This window comes from Anabaena azotica SJ-1 (assembly GCF_047275885.1).
In the GTDB taxonomy this organism is placed as follows: Bacteria; Cyanobacteriota; Cyanobacteriia; order Cyanobacteriales; family Nostocaceae; genus Trichormus_B; species Trichormus_B azotica_A.
The window spans coordinates 4,444,746-4,464,178 of the sequence record NZ_CP178454.1; the positions used below are offsets into that span (position 1 = coordinate 4,444,746).

Consider the following 19,433-nt stretch of genomic DNA (forward strand, 5'->3'; position numbering starts at 1 on the left):
ACTTTGAAACTAAGAAATAGGTTCAAAAACCATTTGGGGAATCAAGATATGGTCTTGGATTTGGGCAATACCTAAAAAGCGGGTTTCTTCATAGACTCTTACCAGTCCCAACAAATCAATATCTACAGGTACTTGCTGACCTTGACACCATTTTTTGGCAAATGTTCCCAGTAAATTTACAGATGGTAACGCTTGTAAAGCTGTATCTGCGGGTATGGGTGTAAATGTCCCAGTTTGGAGTTGGGTTTCTAAATCTGTGAGGGTTACACTGTCTTGTAAGCAAAAACTACTGCTTTTTGTTCGGATCAAAGCAGCGAGAGTGCCACCCGTATTTAAAACTACACCTAAATCACGTGCGATCGCTCTAATATAAGTTCCTGCACCACAAGCGATCGCCAAATCCAATTCTGGAAAATCCCCATCACGCCAGTCTAAAACCTCTATATTTAAAACCTCTACTGTTCGCGTTGGTGCTTGCACCATTTCCCCTTTTCGTGCCAAATCATACAAACGTTGTCCATCAACTTGAATGGCGCTATAACTAGGGGGAATTTGCTCAATTTTACCTGTAAACTGTGAAAGTGCTGTTTTTATATCCGCCAAACTTAACCCAGCACAAGGTTGAGAAGCAATCACTTCCCCTTCTAAATCATCAGTAGTTGTACGTACACCAAGACGAACAGTAGCTTGATAAGCTTTATCACCAGGCAAGTATTGTAATAATCTAGTAGCTTTACCCAAAGCGATCGGTAAAACCCCAGTAGCTGCTGGATCTAAAGTTCCTGCGTGTCCCACCCGTTTTAGACGCAAGAGTTTACGTACCCGCGCTACGCAGTCGTGGGAAGTCCAGCCATCAGGTTTGTTTAAATTTAGAAAACCCTGCACAAAATCATTGGTAATTCGTAATTCGTAATTAATTATATTCGATGGAGTGAGCAAGATGAAGAGATTAAAAACACATCACAAAAAAATCATGACATGAAGCAAGGATACACCAATATCTAAAATCCAAAATCCAAACCTGATTATGGTTGTAGGAAGTTTTTTTTTTCGGGGATAACTTCCTGAATATTACTACCTAATACTGAAGCGAATTCTTGACTATTCAAAGACTGCACAAGACTCAACCCCAAAGACTGACTAGAAATAGTTTTCGCGTAACCTGCATTCAGGTAGGAAATATATTGTGGCTTTTGAGAAACATAGGTTTGGAAAAACGACAAGCTAAACGCATTTATATAACTACGCGCTTGGGAAGCATTACCAATCATATCTGTAGGTAAGGGGACTTGCTTACTACCAGAATTACTATTACCAATAGTAGAAAAATGAGTTCCACCCACAAGCATAACCAGATATTTGTGGGGATTAGTTAACCAGGAAAACGGTAAAATCTGCTCATATAAAGCAGGTGCAACAGTATCTTCACTGCTACCAACAAACATGACAGGAGTTTGAATTTGGTTCAAGCCAACTTGACCAAAAATAGAGCTAGTGATGGGATTAACAGCTATTGCAGCTTTAACTCTTTTATCCCGGAGATTAAAATTATATTTTTGCCTGGACTTCGTTTGTAATTCTAAAGCGCGACATTGCAGCAGTAAAGACATATTCCAGGTATCTTGCAGCGCATCTGGTTGACAATCTTGTTCTAGCTGTGCAAAATTAATCTTTGCACCTGCTAAAGCTAAAGCAGTATAACCACCAAAAGATTGACCAAATACTCCCACTTGTTCCAGATTTAATTTACCTTTAAAAATTGGATCAGATTGGTTAGATTTTTGGAGTTGATCTAATACGTATTTTATATCTAAAGGTCGATCTAAAAATTCACCAGCCTCTATAACTTTACCCGTATTACTTTTAATGAGAGATGGCTGGCGTGGCAATTTTTGATCCTGACTACCTGGATGATTAGGAACAACAACAACTAATCCACGAGAAGCCAAATGATGAGCTAAATAACGAAAGTTACTGCTGTCTAAACCTAAGCCATGAGAAATCACAATTACTGGTGTGGGATGGTGAACATTAGGAATATAAACATCTGTGAACAAACGCCGATTACGGGTAGAGTCAAAAAATTCCAGCGTGTACTTCTTTGATTTGAAATTTCCTTCAGTTTGTAAATCTGGCAATGGCAATAAATTTACATTTTGAATATTACCAGCTTCGATATTTGATAACTTTTGAATTGCGGCGATCGCTTGATTAGTTTCACTAATTAGTTGTTCCAGTTTACCAGCTATTTCTAAACTATCAGCTAACTGAAGATAAACAGTGCTACTGGGATACTTCCGTAACAAATTTAATAAAGTCAAGCCTTCCGGTTCACCAGATGCAGCGATAATCGCATCACGTAAAGCATCGAATTCTGATTCAGGTGGCAAAGATTTAGTTTTTATTACTTCTGCTAAACGTCGCAGTAGGAATTCTCCTTGTTGCGTGTGAAGAAATTGTGCAGCAACAGCCGGACTAATTTTTACAGACCTCAGTAAAATTTGCCGTAATTCTTGCAGTTGTTGAAATGAAATATACTGCTGATAAATTGCTAACTCATCATCAATTACTCCCGTTTTTACATAAGTTTCCAAACTAATCACGGGAATGGGAATTTCTAGTATAGAATAAGAAGCATAGATTTTTTCTGCGGCCATGACAGAATTACTAATTCCCAATGTTGGCAGCAGCATTGAAAGTACCAGCAATAGAGAATTTTTTCTCAGGCTGCTGGCCCAATTACCAAACAAACTATTCATCGCTCAAATGTTTCAGTGACGTTGTTTAGCGAGGCGTTAAATTTGGTAGTTATTCAGACACCCTGTTGATTATATTGATTAATTTATATACTATTCGTTCGCTGAGATTTCTGGATGTTTTTGAGATTTTTCACCTTAAAATCCTAACAAACTCAAAAATGCTTTACCTCAGTGTCTATTTAGTAGCTTTGGATAATATCAAATAACTTGACATATAGTAGGAATTCAGAACTATTTCTATAGCTTACGTGACGATGTAGGAGTCAAGTCGCTTTGCTCCAATTAAAAATTAAAAATTATTAATTAAAAATTATTAATTAAAAATTGCAATCAGTGGGGGCTTGCACCCAAAATTAATTAAAAAAGGGTCAATGCTTACAAAAATATCCCCCTTCATCTCCCTCATCCCTCTGTCTTCTTTTTTTCAGATTTACCCAACGCAATAGTTACCGAACCAGAAACAATTAACAATGCACCAATAATTCCTATTAAGTTTATATGTTCTGGCGTAATTAAATTAGGAAAAATATTTGCAACTAGCCAAACTGATATTAAAGTTATCAGAGGAGCTAAAGCTAATATGGCACTCACTCTTGAAGCTTCCCAATGTTCTAATGATTCAGCAAAAGCACCATAGGCAATTAGAGTATTTAATCCACAAAATAACAGCATTCCTAAATGAAGAATATCAAGCGTAAAAATTGTATTAATTTTTGCTAAAGGAGTGAATAATAAAGTACATCCACCATAAATTATGAGCATAATATTAGAGGATGAAAAAGATTGTAATAGCTGCTTCTGTGTCAAGGCATAAATTGCCCATGCTACTGCGCCTATGACTATTAATCCACTGCCTAAAACATATTGTCCCTGTGCTGTGATTAAATTCGTTAATTGAGCTTTAAAAAATAGCAAAAAACCTAAAGTTAAGACGCTAACACCAAACCATTGTCGTAATGTATAACGCTCTTTAAAAATTATCAAACCACCAAAACCTAATAAAACGGTGGCTAACTGAATTATAACTTCAGCATTAACAGCACCTGCTAATGCTAAACCTTGCATAAAGAAAAAGTAATTAGCTGCTAAAAATATTGTTGCTATTGCTAATAATTTGCGAGAATTAGCCTGTAATTGTTCTAAACTTGGTAATTTTTGCTGCACAGATAAATAAATGGTCAGCAATACAAACGACATCAAAAAGCGAAACCAAATGACAGTATAGACATCTAGTGCTTGTAGCGTTACCTTGAGGGCAATTGGTAGAATACCCCATAAAAAAACCGTTAGAAAGGATAAACCTAGTCCTAAACGCCAGCGACCGGAAGTTTGATGCATCATTCATTTATATTTAGTACAGCGTAAAGAGAGCAACTATTTAAAATAAACAGAAACCCTAATTCTTTAAATTTTAGGGTGCGTTATGGCTAATTCTTACTTTCTCAAATTCCTAAATCCTGAAATAGTTGTAAGTAACGCACGCTGCTTAATATTTATTTTATATTTATTTTATAAATATGCTCTAAATCCAGTTTAATTAATCAATATATTCTGGTATAAATAATCTTGTTTGGGTGGCGATCGCTCTCTCCATTAATTATACACATTATTTTCTTGTTCCCTATTCCTTGTTAAAAGCCTCTAAGTTCGCGTAGTGTCTCGGAGAGAGTAAGTATGGCTACCTGATCTAAGCTATCACAAATCCAGCTATATTTCTCTATTGACGTGATCATACTTTGCCGATAATTTATATCTGTGAATATATATTTTATACCTGTATATATAGAATCAGATTAATAATATGTATGGGAAACAGTCAGAAATTATATCTAACATGCAATTTAATTAATTGCAAATCTTGTGTCAAAATATCTAACTGTTGAGGGAATAAATCAAGTAGCATAAAATTTTATCTAAATTTACGGAAACTACGCAAAGTAGGTAGAAAAAAAATGATTAATCAGAAAATTACACTCAAATTCAATCATTGAGGTGAGAGTAAATATTATTACAGGAGTCATTCCCCCATTAACAACCCCATTCAAAAGTGTAAGGTGGCTAGTAACGGAAATAATGCAGCCTTTATCCTTCTGATAGCACAGCTTGGGTTATGACTCCTATGTTGTCACGTAAGCTATAGCCATAGTGCTGACTAAGAACTAATATTTTGTGCAGTAGTTTTATAAAATTTAAGTTTAATCGAGTAAAAAGTACATGGGACAAGGTTTTTTACAAATTGCGTTAACGCTATCTATTGTCGTATTAATTACTCCCAAATTAGGTAGATACATAGCCCGTGTCTTCTTGGGAGAAAACACAATACTTGACTTGATCCTGAACCCGATAGAGAAGATTCTTTATATACTAGCAGGAGTCCGTAAAAAAGAGGAAATGACTGTTTGGCAGTATATTCGAGCAGTAATATATAGTAACTTAGTCATGGGTATTTCTGTGTATGCACTAATCTCTTTTCAGAGATTATTACCTTGGAATCCTAACAGATTTGGTACACCTCCATGGGATATATTGCTACACACGACCATCTCTTTTTTAACTAACACTGACCAGCAACATTACACCGGGGAAACAACCTTAAGCTACTTTAGCCAATCAGCAGCTTTAGGTTTTTTGATGTTCACTTCAGCAGCTACTGGTTTATCCGTAGGTATAGCTTTTATTCGGGGGTTGACAGGAAGAAAGCTAGGGAATTTTTATGTTGATATCACCCGTGCGATTACGCGGATATTATTACCCCTTTCCATAATTGGGGCGATCGCACTTATAGCCCTTGGTGTACCACAAACATTAAACGAAACTCTGGTTGTTCAAACCTTAGAAGGTGGAACCCAATATATTGCTAGAGGGCCAGTAGCCTCCTTTGAAATGATTAAAATGTTAGGTGAAAACGGAGGCGGCTTTTTTGGTGCGAATTCTGCCCATCCCTTTGAAAATCCTAATGGCGCTGCGAACTTGATAGAAATTATCGCCATGTTAGCTATTCCCACATCCTTAATTTACACCTATGGCGTATTTGCCAATAATCTCAAACAAACTTGGTTGCTATTTTGGACGGTATTTATCATCTTCGTAGTTTTAATTTGGATTACAGCAGCAGGTGAACTACAAGGAAATCCCCTAATTAATAATGCCTTGGGTGTAGAATTACCAAATTTAGAAGGTAAAGAACTACGATTTGGCTGGGCAGAAACAGCATTATGGGCTGTTGCCACTACCGCTACTATGTGCGGTGCTGTGAATGGAATGCAGGATTCCCTGATGCCTTCTGGCATATTTTCGACTTTATTTAATATGTTTTTGCAAATTATTTGGGGTGGACAAGGAACAGGAACAGCCTACCTATTTATTTACCTAATTCTCACTGTTTTTATCACCGGGTTAATGGTAGGACGGACTCCAGAAATTTTCGGGCGCAAAATTGAACAACAAGAAATCGTTTTGGCCAGCGTAGTCTTACTGATTCACCCGATTGTAGTTTTGATTCCTAGTGCGATCGCCCTAGCATATCCTATTTCCCTATCAGGAATCAGCAACCCAGGCTTTCACGGCATTTCTCAAGTAGTTTATGAATATGCTTCAGCCTCCGCTAATAACGGTTCAGGCTTAGAAGGATTAAAAGATAACACTTTGTGGTGGAACCTAAGCACAAGTTTCAGCATTTTAGCAGGGCGGTACATTCCCATTATTGCCATGCTCCTCTTAGCTGATAGTATGTCCCATAAACCAAAAGCACCAGAAACCCGTGGTACTCTCAGAACCGATTCCCTACTGTTTACCACCGTCACCGCTGGCGTAACTATTATTTTGGGAGTTCTCACTTTCTTCCCCGTTTTAGCTTTAGGACCCATAGCCGAAGGTTTTAAACTAGCTTCGGGAAGTTAGAAGGTAGGTGACAGGTGACAGGTGACAGGTGACAGTTAAGAGGGAATAGGGAATAGATGATCAATACATTATTCTCCTCTGCCCCTCTGCCCCTCTGCCCCTCTGCCCCCCTGCCTCTTCTTCCTCTACACCCCACACCCCACACCCTATTCCCTATTTATGAATTCCGCTGCAACTACTCCTAGACCAAAATCACCCCGTTCTCGTCCTAGCGATCGCCGCCAAAAACGCAAAAAAGTCCGAGTCAGTACCAAACGACTTTATAGCAGGGTAATTAGAGATACCTTTATCAAGCTACACCCCAAATATGCTATTCAAAATCCCGTCATGTTTTTGGTTTGGTTAGGAACAATTACCACCCTAGCCGCTACAATTTACCCACCATTATTTGGGACAGTCACCCAGAAAAACCCCCAACTATTCAATGGTTTATTAACCGTAATTTTGTTTTCGACCGTAATTTTTGCCAATTTCGCCGAAGCCTTAGCAGAAGGAAGAGGTAAAGCCCAAGCAGAAGCATTACGATCTACCAGATCAGAAACCATCGCCAAAAAAATAGTTGTTGATGGCACAATCACAGAAATGCCTTCTACCAGCCTCAAACAAGGTGATACTGTTTACGTCGTTGCTGGCGATATGATCCCCGCCGATGGCGAAGTAATTCTGGGTATCGCCTCTGTAGATGAATCAGCAATTACCGGCGAATCAGCCCCAGTCCTCAAAGAATCAGGTTCAGACGTTGCCAGTTCCGTTACAGGTGGTACACGCATCATCTCCGATGAATTAATTATTCGTATTACTGCTGACCCCGGTAAAGGATTCATAGACCGGATGATTGATTTGGTGGAAGGGGCAGAACGTACTAAAACACCTAATGAAATTGCTTTAACAGTATTACTGGCAGTTCTTACCACTGCATTTTTCATTGTCGTGGCCACCTTGCCAGCCTTTGCCTACTATGTTAAAAGTCCTGTCAGCATCCCTGTACTAATTGCCCTTTTAGTCGCCCTGATCCCCACCACCATTGGGGCATTACTCAGTGCGATCGGTATCGCAGGTATGGATAGAGTCGCCCAATTTAACGTGATTGCTACTTCTGGCAGGGCTGTGGAAGCCTGTGGTGATATTAATACTTTGGTTTTAGATAAAACAGGTACAATCACCCTGGGCAACCGTTTAGCAGAAGCCTTTCTGCCTATCAATGCTCACTCAATCGCAGAAATTGCCAACGTGGCTTTAGCCGCTAGTATATTTGACGATACTCCAGAGGGTAAATCTATTGTCCGACTAGCAGAAAAATGTGGCGCAAAATTTGATATTGATCGCAAAAAATGCCAAGGTGTGGAATTTTCAGCTAAAACTCGCATGAGTGGCACTAATTTGCCAGGTGGACACGAAGCACGGAAAGGCTCAGTGGGAGCAATTAAAGGTTTTGTGCGTTCACGAAGTGGTTCCATAGGAACTTCGCGTAGCGGCTCTTCTGGAGCATTACGCGGAAATGAAACCCCAGAACTAGACACTGCTTATGAAGAAGTTTCCCACCAAGGCGGTACACCCCTAGCGGTTTGCCTAGATAATGAAATCTATGGTGTCATTTATCTCAAAGATATCGTTAAACCTGGCATCCGTGAACGTTTTGAGCAACTACGACGCATGGGAATCCGAACAGTAATGCTCACTGGAGACAACCGCATCACGGCTTCTGTCATTGCTAAAGAAGCAGGAGTAGATGAATTCATAGCCGAGGCTACACCAGAAGATAAAATCAGTATCATTCAACGGGAACAAGCAGAAGGTAAACTGGTGGCGATGACCGGAGACGGCACTAATGATGCACCCGCTTTAGCCCAGGCTAATGTAGGAGTAGCCATGAATACAGGCACTCAATCCGCTAAAGAAGCCGCTAATATGGTGGATTTGGATTCTGACCCCACAAAACTAATTGATATTGTCAGCATTGGTAAACAATTGCTCATTACTCGTGGAGCATTGACCACATTCTCCATCGCCAATGATATAGCTAAATATTTTGCCATTATCCCGGTGATTTTTGCTGCTGCTAATCTCAACAGCTTAAATATTATGCAATTAACCAGTGTTAATTCGGCCGTACTGTCAGCACTGATTTACAATGCTTTAATTATTCCGGCTTTGATACCTTTAGCTTTAAAGGGTGTAAAATTTCGACCCTTGACTGCTAATCAACTTCTGCAACGCAATATTTTTATTTATGGTTTGGGTGGGATGATTGCTCCATTTATTGCCATTAAATTAATAGATGTGTTGATTACATTTGTAGGTTTAGCGTGAAGTATTCTGGCAAGATCCGCTGAAGCCGGAGCTTCAGAAAAAACAACCATCACCGTTTCGCGTCTCATTCGCTATTGCTCTGTTGGGCGTACTTATTGCTAAGTACCCGGAACTAAATCCGGTCTGAGTCTTACACAGCGTCTCTGCTATTACTACCTTTATCTCTTCCGGAGAGAACCCGCGCAGCCACCCTGCTTCCCAAGGCGGTTTTATTGCTTTCTCGTACACATCTGTAATCAAAATAATTGTCTAAATCTACTCATATCTACTCAATAAGTATGCTATACTTCAAATATGAGTAAATTAACTATATCAGAGGCAGCCAATTTAAAAGGTGTGAGTGTTTCTACTCTCAGGAGATGGGAATCAGAGGGTAAATTAATACCAGAAAGAACCCCCAATGGACACAGACGTTATGATTTGGCTCAATTATTAGGAGTAAAATCAGAACTATCTTACACAATTGCTTACTGTAGAGTTTCTAGCTATGACCAAAAAGATGATTTAGAACGCCAAAAACAAGTAGTGGAATTATATTGCACTCAACATGGTTGGCAATTTGAAATCATTGAAGATTTAGGTTCAGGATTGAATTATACTAAAAGAGGATTAAAGAGACTAATTCGCCTCATCACTGAAAGTAAAGTGGAAAGATTAGTTCTTACCCACAAAGACAGATTATTGAGATTTGGAAGTGAATTGATCTTTAGTTTATGTGAACAATTTGGAACAGAAGTAGTTATCATTAATCGCACAGAAGATAGTAATTTTGAGGAGGATTTAGCTCAAGATGTATTAGAAATGATCACCATATTTTCTGCTAGACTATATGGGTCGAGAAATCATAAAAATAAAAAAATTATTGAGGAGTTAAAAGATATTGCCACTAGGCTTTAAAACTGAGTTAAAGAAAAAAACTAACAAGTATAGGACTTACGCAAGTGTCACACCAAACATCTATTTTATGGTGCGTCAGGTATCAAATATCTGGTTATTTGCAGGATTTATGAAGTCTGACGCACCCTACTAATATGCCATTTGCGTAAGTCCTGAAGTAAACATAGTTGTAAGAATTCAGGAATCAGAATGCTTATGAAATGAAGAATAGTCCAGAAGTGAGATTTTATCAAAATCATCAAAGTTGACTAAAAAAGCCTTTATTCTGCTGACTTGGAGTATTATGTATCCTAAATACTTACACATAGTTAAATACTGTGAAGTAGCTCGTCATGCTTAGAGTTAGGAAAAATTGTCTGATAGCGTAGCACAAGCCATATCAGAATTTCCAGGATTAAAATAAGTATTTTATTACCAATTACCAATTACTAAAATTAAATTATGATGTTTATTCGAGAAGCTATCCGAGCAATTCGGGTGACTTTATTACTTTGGTTACTAACAGCAATTATCTATCCTCTGGCTATTCTGGCATTTGGTCAGTTTGCTTTCCCAACTTCCGCAAATGGCAGCATTGTTTTAAATATAGAAGCTCAACCAATAGGTTCATCTTTGATTGGTCAAATTTTTACATCCGATAAATATTTTCATGGTCGTCCTAGTGTAGTGAAATATAGTCAGGGACGAAAAGCCAAGCCGACAGGTATATCTGGAGGAAGTAATCTTGCTGCTAGTAATCCAGAACTAACTAATAAAATTATTGAGGAAGTGGGAGAATTTCAGGATGACACTATACAACCTGTAGCTGATTTAATTTACTCTTCTGGATCTGGTTTAGATCCTCATATCTCTTTGAAAGCTACACGACAGCAATTAGCACGAGTAGCACAGGCAAGAGGAATAAAAGAGGATGAAATAATTCCTTTGATTAATAAGTATACAGATGGCAGATTTTTAGGAATTTTTGGTGAACCTGGTGTCAATGTTTTGCGGTTAAATTATGCTCTGGATTTGCAGGAATTGAACCGTAAGCAAAATTAATAATTCTTAATTAATCACCTACTTATGTATTCACAAAGAAGGGGAAAACACAAAATATTTATTGGTATGGCTCCTGGGGTGGGTAAGACCTACAGAATGTTAGAGGAAGGACACGCACTCAAACAGGAAGGGATTGATGTTGTTATAGGATTGTTGGAAACTCACGGACGGAAGGAAACGGCTGAAAAAGCTGAGGGTTTAGAGGTGATACCGCCACAGTTATGGACTCGTGGGGATATAATGTTACCGGAAATGAATACGGAAGCAGTGATTGAGCGATCGCCCCAATTGGTTTTAATTGATGAACTGGCTCATACTAATGTTCCTGGTTGTCCACGAGCAAAACGCTATGAAGATGTAGAAATTATTCTGGATGCGGGTATTGATGTTTACTCCACCATGAATGTTCAACATTTGGAAAGTCTGAATGATTTAGTAGCCAGAATTACAGGTGTAGTTGTGCGTGAGCGAATTCCTGACCGCATTCTGGAAGCTGCTAATGAAGTGGTATTAGTAGATATCACACCGGAAACTCTCCAAGAAAGATTACTGGAAGGAAAAATATATGCACCCCAAAATATCCAACAGGCTTTAGATAACTTCTTTCAACGCCGTAACTTAATCGCTTTGCGAGAGTTGGCTTTGCGAGAAGTGGCTAATAATGTGGAAGAAGATGCGATCGCTGCTGCACCTAAAGGTCAATTTTGTAGCATTCAAGAACGGGTATTAGTTTGTATATCTACTTATCCTAATTCGCTGCAACTTTTACGTCGGGGTGCTAGGTTGGCTGGTTACATGAATGCGCCTTTATATGTTTTGTTTGTCGCTAGTCCGGATCGGTTTCTGACTAAAGAGGAAAGCTTGCACATTCATACTTGTGAAAAGTTATGTCAAGAATTTGCAGGGACTTTTATTCGGTCAAGCAGTAGTAATATCTCTGGGGCGATCGCAGAAGTTGCTGAAAAATATCATATTACTCAAATCGTGATTGGCGAAAGTAAACATTCTCGCTGGAAACTTCTTTTTAAAGGTTCTCTAACACAACAATTGGTAAGATTGCTCAAAAACATAGATTTGCACATTATTGCCACTGAGAAAAAATCTGTGTTGAAGAATTAATAGTGGCAACTTTTGATGTGACTTGGAGTAACATTTGAGTTAAACTACCTGTTGCAATCACACTAGAATCTTTGTAGATGCAACAAAAGCGCGTTATAGGATTGATGAGTGGCACATCTGTAGATGGTATAGATGCTGTCTTAGTCGATATTATCGGTACAGATTTAGATATAAAAGTTGAATTATTAGCAGGGGAAACTTACCCTTATCCGACGGAACTGCGATCGCGCATTTTAGCAATTTGTGCTGGTGAAGCGATATCAATGGCAGAATTAGCAGAATTAGATGATGCGATCGCCATTGTTTTTGCCCAAGCAGCCCAAAATATTCAAATCGGTCATACCCCAGCTACTTTAATCGGTTCTCACGGTCAAACAGTTTTTCATAAACCACCACAAAAAGATAGGGAGAATCAGCAATCTCTCGGCTACAGCCTCCAACTAGGTCGGGGGGCTGTCATAGCTCACTTAACAGATATCACTACGGTCAGCAATTTCCGTGTAGCTGATATCGCTGCTGGTGGTCACGGAGCGCCTCTAGTTCCTCGAGTTGATGCTTTTTTGCTCAGTCATCCTCAAGAAAGTAGATGTATTCAAAATATAGGCGGTATCAGTAATGTTGCGTATTTACCACCCCGAAATCATGGCTGGCTTTCCCAAATTCGCGGTTGGGATACTGGCCCTGGAAATAGTCTGTTGGATTTGGCAGTGCAGCATTTTACCAATGGGGCTAAAAGTTACGATGAAAACGGCAGTTGGGCTGCTAGTGGTACTCCTTGCCATACCTTGGTAGACAAATGGCTCAATCAAGATTATTTCCATTTACCACCACCTAAATCAACCGGACGTGAGTTATTTGGTGTTAGTTATCTGCATGATTGTTTACAAGATGCACAAACCTATCAACTTGGTCCTGCAGATGTGCTGGCAACAATTACAGAACTAACAGCCGCTTCTATTGTCCACAGTTATCGTACTTATTTACGAAAAATGCCAGAACAGGTATTATTATGTGGGGGTGGTAGTCAGAATCTTTACTTAAAACATCGGTTAGAATCATTATTGGCAGTAGTGCCAGTTTTAACTACAGATGAAGTCGGGTTGAGTGCGACGTTTAAAGAAGCGATCGCCTTCGCAGTCCTGGCCTACTGGCAACAGTTAGGTATTCCTGGCAATCTCCCTACTGCAACTGGAGCAAATCAAGAAGTTTTGTTGGGAGAAGTGCATCAGGTAAAAGGTAATAAGTGACAGTTGACAGGTAACAGGTGAATGGTGAGAATTTTTTCTTACTTGTAAAATACTGAAATGCTGAAATACTGATAGCGCCGCGTGGCTTGAGCCATACTCCTGACCTCCTAGTAATTATTGCTGTGTTTAAAAACTCAAAGGAATTTACAAGGTGGCTCACAGTTTTTTGTTAGAACCAGGACGCTGGATTATGCAAGGAAGTTGGCTGGAACGCGATAGTATGCCGATCAGCTTTAAAGGAATGACTTTGGTGGTTTGGAATCGTGATGACTGGTTTTCTATGGCCACAAAGTTGGTATTTCCTGGTAGCGATCGCTCGGAAATATCTTGTCAATATAAAGGCAGACTCCATGACGGCGATCGTCAGTATACTTTTCTGTTACAACACAATATCTTAGGGCAAATAGAAGGTGAAGGCTGGATTTGTCCGGATACTATTGTGCAGCGTTACTGGGTACTAGGCGATCGCGAACGTCGTAGCGGGTTTGAAACCTTACATCAGGTTTCTGATGATAATTACTATCTGACTAGCGGTATCTTAGCTGGTCATTTCTTAACTAGTACAATGGAAGCAAGTCTAGAGCGTCAATTAATATAGATAACTTAATAAGCTAGAAAATTAATTACTCAAGGGATAATTGCTCCCATGCTCCCGTTAAAGTAATAAATAAATATCTAGGTTTGTCTATTTTTTACATAGCAGAATCGTGTTAATTGTTAATCACCTTGAATTAAATCAAAGGCCACAAATAAACTCATCTACCAAGTATTGTTGAATATTGGAGTCGAAGTTTTTTATGTCAGACCCCAACACTGGTCGCTTACTCGGCAAACGCTACCAGCTTCAAGAATTAATTGGTACTGGAGCAATGGGACGGGTTTATCGTGCGAAGGATACTTTGTTGGGAGGTGTCCCCGTAGCCATTAAATTTCTTGCTTTATCAATTCAAAACGAAAAAATGCGTTTGCAAGAACGTTTTGAGCGAGAAGCCAAAACCTGTGCCTTATTAGGTCAAAAAAGTATTCATATTGTCCGCGTCATGGACTATGGGGTAGATGAAAATAATACTCCATACTACGTTATGGAATACTTGCAAGGACAAAACTTAAGTTCTATCATCCGCAACCAAAATCTTTCTTTATCCAGATTCCTGAGTATGTCCAGGCAAATCTGTCTGGGTTTACAGTGCGCTCACAATGGTATCCCCGTAGATGGAGCCATCTACCCCATTATTCATCGTGATATTAAACCTAGCAATATGCTAGTGATTCAAGATGCCAGTTTTGGGGAATTGGTCAAGGTATTAGATTTTGGAATTGCCAAGTTACTCATGTCTGATAGTGATCAGACCAAATTTTATTTGGGTACTCTGGCTTATTCTTCTCCTGAACAAATTGAAGGAAAAGAACTGGACAGTCGCTCTGATATTTATAGCTTGGGTGTGATGATGTTTGAAATGCTCACAACCAAAATGCCGCTCATGCCATCTTCCCATTCCTTTGGAGCATGGTATCAAGCCCATAAATTTCAACAACCAATGTCTATGGCTGAGGCTAATTACACATTAAAAATACCAAAGCCAGTAGAAAACATGGTCATGAGTTGTTTGGAAAAAAAGCCAAGCGATCGCCCCCAAACAATCAGTGAAATCCTCAATGTCTTAGCAGTCGCAGAACAACAAAACAAACTTCTGCAAAAGAATAATCCAAATATTCCTCCTCCCAGCAATCAAAAATTAAAAATTAACCCCAAACCTGAAAATAAGACAAAAGATGAACAACGGGTATTACCAGTAGTTCAAAAAACAGCCAAAACTGAACTGCGTCTATCAGCAATCAATGATGATATTACTCGTCTAACTTGTTGGCCATCCAATAAACCAATTGCGGATATAGTTTTTCCCCAACCCATTTATAACAGTGGCGATTTCTTACCCGCCTTGTGGGTAATGCTACCTCAACAGGAAATTCAAAAACGTTTAGTTTGTAATCGCTACAATCAATTTCTGTTTATTTCTGTTCCACATCCAATGGTGTTATGGATTACAGTTATCTACAACCGCGAACATGGAGCTAAATGGCTACCTTACTACCTTGATCTGAAAACCAATTCTGGTCAAGAAATGATTCGCCTATTGCAACATACAGGTTATTATCGCTTGTTATTCTTTGCACGAGAAACACCCACTCGCTGTAGCCATGTTCTGATTTCAACTATTCCTCCTACTCAGTGTCAAAGACTACAAGAGTGGATGGAAATTAGCAAAATTACAACCACATCCATAAATGCTCAAATTAGTAAAACTTTGTTAAAACAAGAATATGAAAAGATTAAACCGCAAATACTAGCTAAACTGCAAACAATTGATACTGATTCCCCATTTGATATGTCAGGTTAGTTTAGATATTGGATAATATACGTATTTTTATGATTTATTTTACGATTAAGCGTAAACAAGCTGAATATTCCAAATCTCTCAAAAGCTTACACCGTATTGATTTTTAATGTTTAACTTTTAATTTTTTCCTGTGGTACTAGAGCGTTTACTCAGCTAAGGTAAAGTTTTTTAAACAAAATATCTTTATGCTAGGAAATTATAGTTATATAAAAATGTAAAGCTTGAAAAAAATAGACATACCAATCTGGTATGATTTAAATGCCAAAGTCAGGCTATAGTTCAAATATAGGCAATCCAAAGTCCACAGCAGCAAGTCTAAGCCACAGATAAATTCCCAGTCATTAGACAGTGGATTGATTACCTGAATAAAGTTTGTGGGTTTGAGTAAGTGGTTATTGGTGATCGAAGTTGACGCCCCAGCATCCCCAGCTCTTTTCCTTCCTGGAACAAAGCAAGAGAAGGAGGTCGCCCACTGCGACAAAAGCAAAGCTACTCTATGCCATAGTGGAAGAACCTGAATCTAATCCCCACTGATGTTTGAGAAGCTCCTTATAGGTGGCTTCGCGTACAACCATCTGTTCATAGAGTTGGACTAAAAAATCTTGTGCCTGTTCGTGGCTCATTTGCTGGACTTGGGTAGCAAATGAACGAATGCTGAATTGCTGTTCTAAGGAAAGTTCAATTGGTTGACTCATAGCTAAAACCTACAAAACAACGTTTAAAAGAGGTATGTGTGACAGAAAAGCCAAAGCTGTAAAGCCTGGGCTTAGATTTGTCCTAAACATTTGTACCTCCGTATTAAGAAAGATAACAATTGTTTCACAAAATGCCCAGTGTCTTTTGGCTAATCTTAATCTTTTCGATCAGGGATTCATTTTTTTAGATTATGTAAATTTAGCCTGTTCAGGTAAATTGAAAGGCTTAAAGATATTTTTATCAATTTAGAAATAGGAAAAATGCTCAAATTGAACAAAATGTTGAGTATATTTACCATAAGCTACCGAATGCCCCTCCCTCAACGAACTCTGTGCTTGCCGCTAATCCGGAACTCACGCCTTTGGAGACATTGACATCTGCTTGGGTGGGGAAACGCCTCCAAGTAAGTCGGGTTGTGGAAAGAGGAAACCCAAAGAGCAATCTTTGGAATCTCCACCTTCAACGAAGTCAGGTGGGGAGGATGTCAACAATACTCTCACCAAATTAAGAATTTTCTTCTACAGCAACCAGGATGACAGTAATGTTATCGTGTCCACCTTGCTCTTTTGCGGCTTCTACTAGAGAGATAGCAATTTTATCTAGGTCTGGTGTATCTTGAAGACAACTGGAAATTTTTTGATTAACGAGTTCTTCTGTGAGTCCATCAGTACATAAAAGCAAGCGATCGCCTACTTTTATATCTAGTGGCTGCAAATCAACATGGTGTAAGTCTTCACGTCCTAAACAGCGTGAGAGAACATGACGATAAGGATGCACTCTAGCTTCATCAGCAGTGATATCACCAATTTTGATTGCTCTGGCTATCCAAGTATGATCTTCTGTGATTTGTTCCAGTTGTGATTCTCGAAAGCGATATAAACGGGAATCACCAATATGAGCGCATAAAGGCTGTTCTTGAGAACGGAAGACAACTACAACCGCAGTTGTACCCATGTCACCACGTTCGGGATGGTTTTCCTGATCCTGTAAAATTGCTTTATTTGCAGACCACAAAGCTTGTTCTAGCAGTTGTTGTGCTGGTTGAGATGATTCCCAGTTTGCTAACAAATAAGCTGTTATTTCTTGGGTAGCAATGCGACTTGCTTCTTCACCTCCTGCATGACCACCCATACCATCAGCAACTATAAAAAATCGCCCTTCTTGGTCTATATAGAAAGCATCTTGATTATTAGAACGAATAAGTCCCGGATCGGTACAACCCGTGAAGTTAAGTTTCATAGATTTTCAAGCAACAATTAATACTTTTGATCATAACGGTCAAGGCGTAAAAGCAGACGAATCCACAGGAATGATACTGCTGCTGCAATTAAACCTGTGAAAACTGCTAACCACAAATATTCGCCAACCAAGAGAATGGTGGCTGCAATTGTGAAACCACTAATTATAAGAGCATAGCTCATTCCGAGTTGAATGTTACTCTGTCTGCGTATTAGGCGTTCTGTTTCGACGGAACGAACTCGGAAACGAATATCTCCACGTTCGATTTTATCGAGTGTGTCTTCTAGTCTGCGTGGTAATCCTAAAGCAGTGCTACTGACTTGTACTGCTTGACGACTTAACTCATTCAAGAAACTATTCCCCTCTAAACCATTGTTATCCGTCATAAGCTGCATTGCATAAGGTTGGGCAACTTCCATAAAATTAAATTCTGGATCTAGACCTTTACCTACGCCTTCTAAAGTAGAAAAAGCACGCATGACAAAGGTGAAAGTTGCGGGAAATCTAAAAGGTTGATTGTAAGCTATTTCGTACAGGTCTTCACTGATGGCGGCCACTGATTGGTTTTCAAAGGGCTTATCCATGAAGTTATCCAGCATATACTGGACAGAACGACGTACTGGTCCCATATCATCAACAGGTGCGATCGCACCCAAATCAATTAGAGACTGTACCACGCGATCGCCATCTTTTTGAGCGATCCCAAACAGCGTATCCATGAGTCCTTCGCGGACATTGGATTTAATGCGCCCCATCATCCCGAAATCGTAGAAAATCAAAGCCCCATCAGGACTAACCGCGAGATTACCGGGGTGGGGATCAGCGTGAAAGAAACCGTTATTGAGGAGTTGGTGTAAATAGGCTTGTGCGCCATAACGAGCGATCGCCTTTCTATCCACACCAGCCGCTTCTAAAGCCTCATATTGGCTAACTTTGATACCGGGCATATATTCCAAAGTAATTACCCTAGAAGTACCATAACGCCAATAAACTCGTGGTACTTTCACCCAATTGTAAGCCCGAAAATTGCGCCGAAAAGTATCAGCATTGCGGCCTTCATTCAGATAATCTATCTCTTCCCAAAGAATGCGACAACATTCTTCATATATACCCATCCAATCCCGTCCGCGTCCCCATTTAGGATGATTTTGGAAATAACGAGCAATACCCTTGAGAATTTTTAAATCAATTTCAAACAGTTTTTTTAATCCTGGCCGTTGTACCTTCACAACAACAGACTCCCCAGAATGCAGCACAGCCTTATGAACTTGTCCCAAACTAGCAGCAGCCAAAGGAATAGGTTCAAAACTGTGGAACAATTGGGGAATTTTTTTACCTAATTCTTCTTCAATAATCGTTTCTACCTGCTCATAACTAAATGCTGGAACTCTATCTTGTAACTTAGATAGTTCTTCCACATATTCACCAGGGAAAATATCCGCACGAGTAGAAAACAATTGTCCCACCTTAATAAAAGTCGGACCCAAATCCAAAAAAGTATTTCTAATCCAAATAGCTTGAGCCTTACGTCTTGCAGCCTGTTTAGCCTCTGTAATACCACCTGGATAACTCCAAGCTTTGTTATAGCGCCAAAGCTTAAACATTAAAGTCAAAACAAAAGACCAAATATCTACAAAGCGACGTTTGCTAGAGTAATTTTCCCGATTCCAACGGTATGCTTTGTCTGAATAACCTTGTTCCATATTTTTTTTATACCGCCGGTTTGTCACGGAGTCATCTGTAATAAAATCAGTAAAAATAGATTGAGAGAAGAGGCAAAGTGAGAAATCAATTCAAAATTCAAAATCACTTTTGCCTCTTGCCTC

The 19,433-nt window shown here is 39.2% G+C and carries 14 protein-coding genes; 8 read left to right on the forward strand and 6 right to left on the reverse strand.

What is annotated here, in order from left to right:
• Window positions 1-9: 9 nt before the first annotated feature.
• From truB to ACLLO5_RS19440, 3 genes are all read right to left on the reverse strand, one after another.
• Window positions 10-885 carry a tRNA pseudouridine(55) synthase TruB gene (truB, locus tag ACLLO5_RS19430; RefSeq protein ID WP_413176137.1) on the reverse strand — a complete coding sequence of 292 codons (876 nt, stop codon included), beginning with the start codon at window positions 883-885 and terminating at the stop codon, window positions 10-12.
• A gap of 140 nt (window positions 886-1,025) precedes the next feature.
• Window positions 1,026-2,693 (reverse strand): alpha/beta hydrolase, encoded by a 1,668-nt coding sequence (locus tag ACLLO5_RS19435; RefSeq protein ID WP_413172129.1) that lies wholly within the window; start codon window positions 2,691-2,693, stop codon window positions 1,026-1,028.
• Between the two features lie 468 nt (window positions 2,694-3,161).
• Window positions 3,162-4,100 (reverse strand): DMT family transporter, encoded by a 939-nt coding sequence (locus tag ACLLO5_RS19440; RefSeq protein WP_413172130.1) that lies wholly within the window; start codon window positions 4,098-4,100, stop codon window positions 3,162-3,164.
• An 873-nt stretch (window positions 4,101-4,973) separates the two neighbouring features.
• Here ACLLO5_RS19440 and kdpA point away from each other — a divergent pair.
• The 8 genes from kdpA to ACLLO5_RS19480 all read left to right on the forward strand — a co-directional run bounded on the left by kdpA (window position 4,974) and on the right by ACLLO5_RS19480 (window position 15,672).
• Complete coding sequence (kdpA, locus tag ACLLO5_RS19445) at window positions 4,974-6,659, forward strand: potassium-transporting ATPase subunit KdpA (RefSeq protein ID WP_413172131.1); 1,686 nt, start codon at window positions 4,974-4,976, stop codon at window positions 6,657-6,659.
• Between the two features lie 159 nt (window positions 6,660-6,818).
• Window positions 6,819-8,969 carry a potassium-transporting ATPase subunit KdpB gene (kdpB, locus tag ACLLO5_RS19450; protein ID WP_413172132.1) on the forward strand — a complete coding sequence of 717 codons (2,151 nt, stop codon included), beginning with the start codon at window positions 6,819-6,821 and terminating at the stop codon, window positions 8,967-8,969.
• 294 nt (window positions 8,970-9,263) lie between these two features.
• Complete coding sequence (locus ACLLO5_RS19455) at window positions 9,264-9,866, forward strand: IS607 family transposase (RefSeq protein ID WP_413172133.1); 603 nt, start codon at window positions 9,264-9,266, stop codon at window positions 9,864-9,866.
• Between the two features lie 441 nt (window positions 9,867-10,307).
• The gene (gene kdpC / locus ACLLO5_RS19460) at window positions 10,308-10,907 is read left to right on the forward strand and encodes a K(+)-transporting ATPase subunit C (protein WP_413172135.1); all 600 of its coding nucleotides are present in this window, start codon (window positions 10,308-10,310) and stop codon (window positions 10,905-10,907) included.
• A 24-nt stretch (window positions 10,908-10,931) separates the two neighbouring features.
• Window positions 10,932-12,026 carry a sensor protein KdpD gene (locus tag ACLLO5_RS19465; RefSeq protein WP_413172136.1) on the forward strand — a complete coding sequence of 365 codons (1,095 nt, stop codon included), beginning with the start codon at window positions 10,932-10,934 and terminating at the stop codon, window positions 12,024-12,026.
• A gap of 77 nt (window positions 12,027-12,103) precedes the next feature.
• On the forward strand, window positions 12,104-13,273 hold the full coding sequence (locus ACLLO5_RS19470; protein ID WP_413172137.1) for an anhydro-N-acetylmuramic acid kinase: 1,170 nt from the start codon (window positions 12,104-12,106) through the stop codon (window positions 13,271-13,273).
• 151 nt (window positions 13,274-13,424) lie between these two features.
• The gene (locus tag ACLLO5_RS19475; protein WP_413172138.1) at window positions 13,425-13,871 is read left to right on the forward strand and encodes a hypothetical protein; all 447 of its coding nucleotides are present in this window, start codon (window positions 13,425-13,427) and stop codon (window positions 13,869-13,871) included.
• Between the two features lie 199 nt (window positions 13,872-14,070).
• Complete coding sequence (locus ACLLO5_RS19480) at window positions 14,071-15,672, forward strand: serine/threonine-protein kinase (RefSeq protein WP_413172139.1); 1,602 nt, start codon at window positions 14,071-14,073, stop codon at window positions 15,670-15,672.
• A 494-nt stretch (window positions 15,673-16,166) separates the two neighbouring features.
• Here ACLLO5_RS19480 and ACLLO5_RS19485 read toward each other — a convergent pair whose 3' ends face one another.
• From ACLLO5_RS19485 to ACLLO5_RS19495, 3 genes are all read right to left on the reverse strand, one after another.
• Window positions 16,167-16,367 (reverse strand): NblA/ycf18 family protein, encoded by a 201-nt coding sequence (locus ACLLO5_RS19485; RefSeq protein WP_413172140.1) that lies wholly within the window; start codon window positions 16,365-16,367, stop codon window positions 16,167-16,169.
• Window positions 16,368-16,872: 505 nt separating this feature from the next.
• Window positions 16,873-17,607 carry a Stp1/IreP family PP2C-type Ser/Thr phosphatase gene (locus ACLLO5_RS19490; RefSeq protein WP_413172141.1) on the reverse strand — a complete coding sequence of 245 codons (735 nt, stop codon included), beginning with the start codon at window positions 17,605-17,607 and terminating at the stop codon, window positions 16,873-16,875.
• A 17-nt stretch (window positions 17,608-17,624) separates the two neighbouring features.
• Window positions 17,625-19,310, reverse strand: a complete 1,686-nt coding sequence (locus ACLLO5_RS19495) for an ABC1 kinase family protein (protein ID WP_413176138.1) — start codon at window positions 19,308-19,310, stop codon at window positions 17,625-17,627.
• Window positions 19,311-19,433 lie beyond the last annotated feature (123 nt).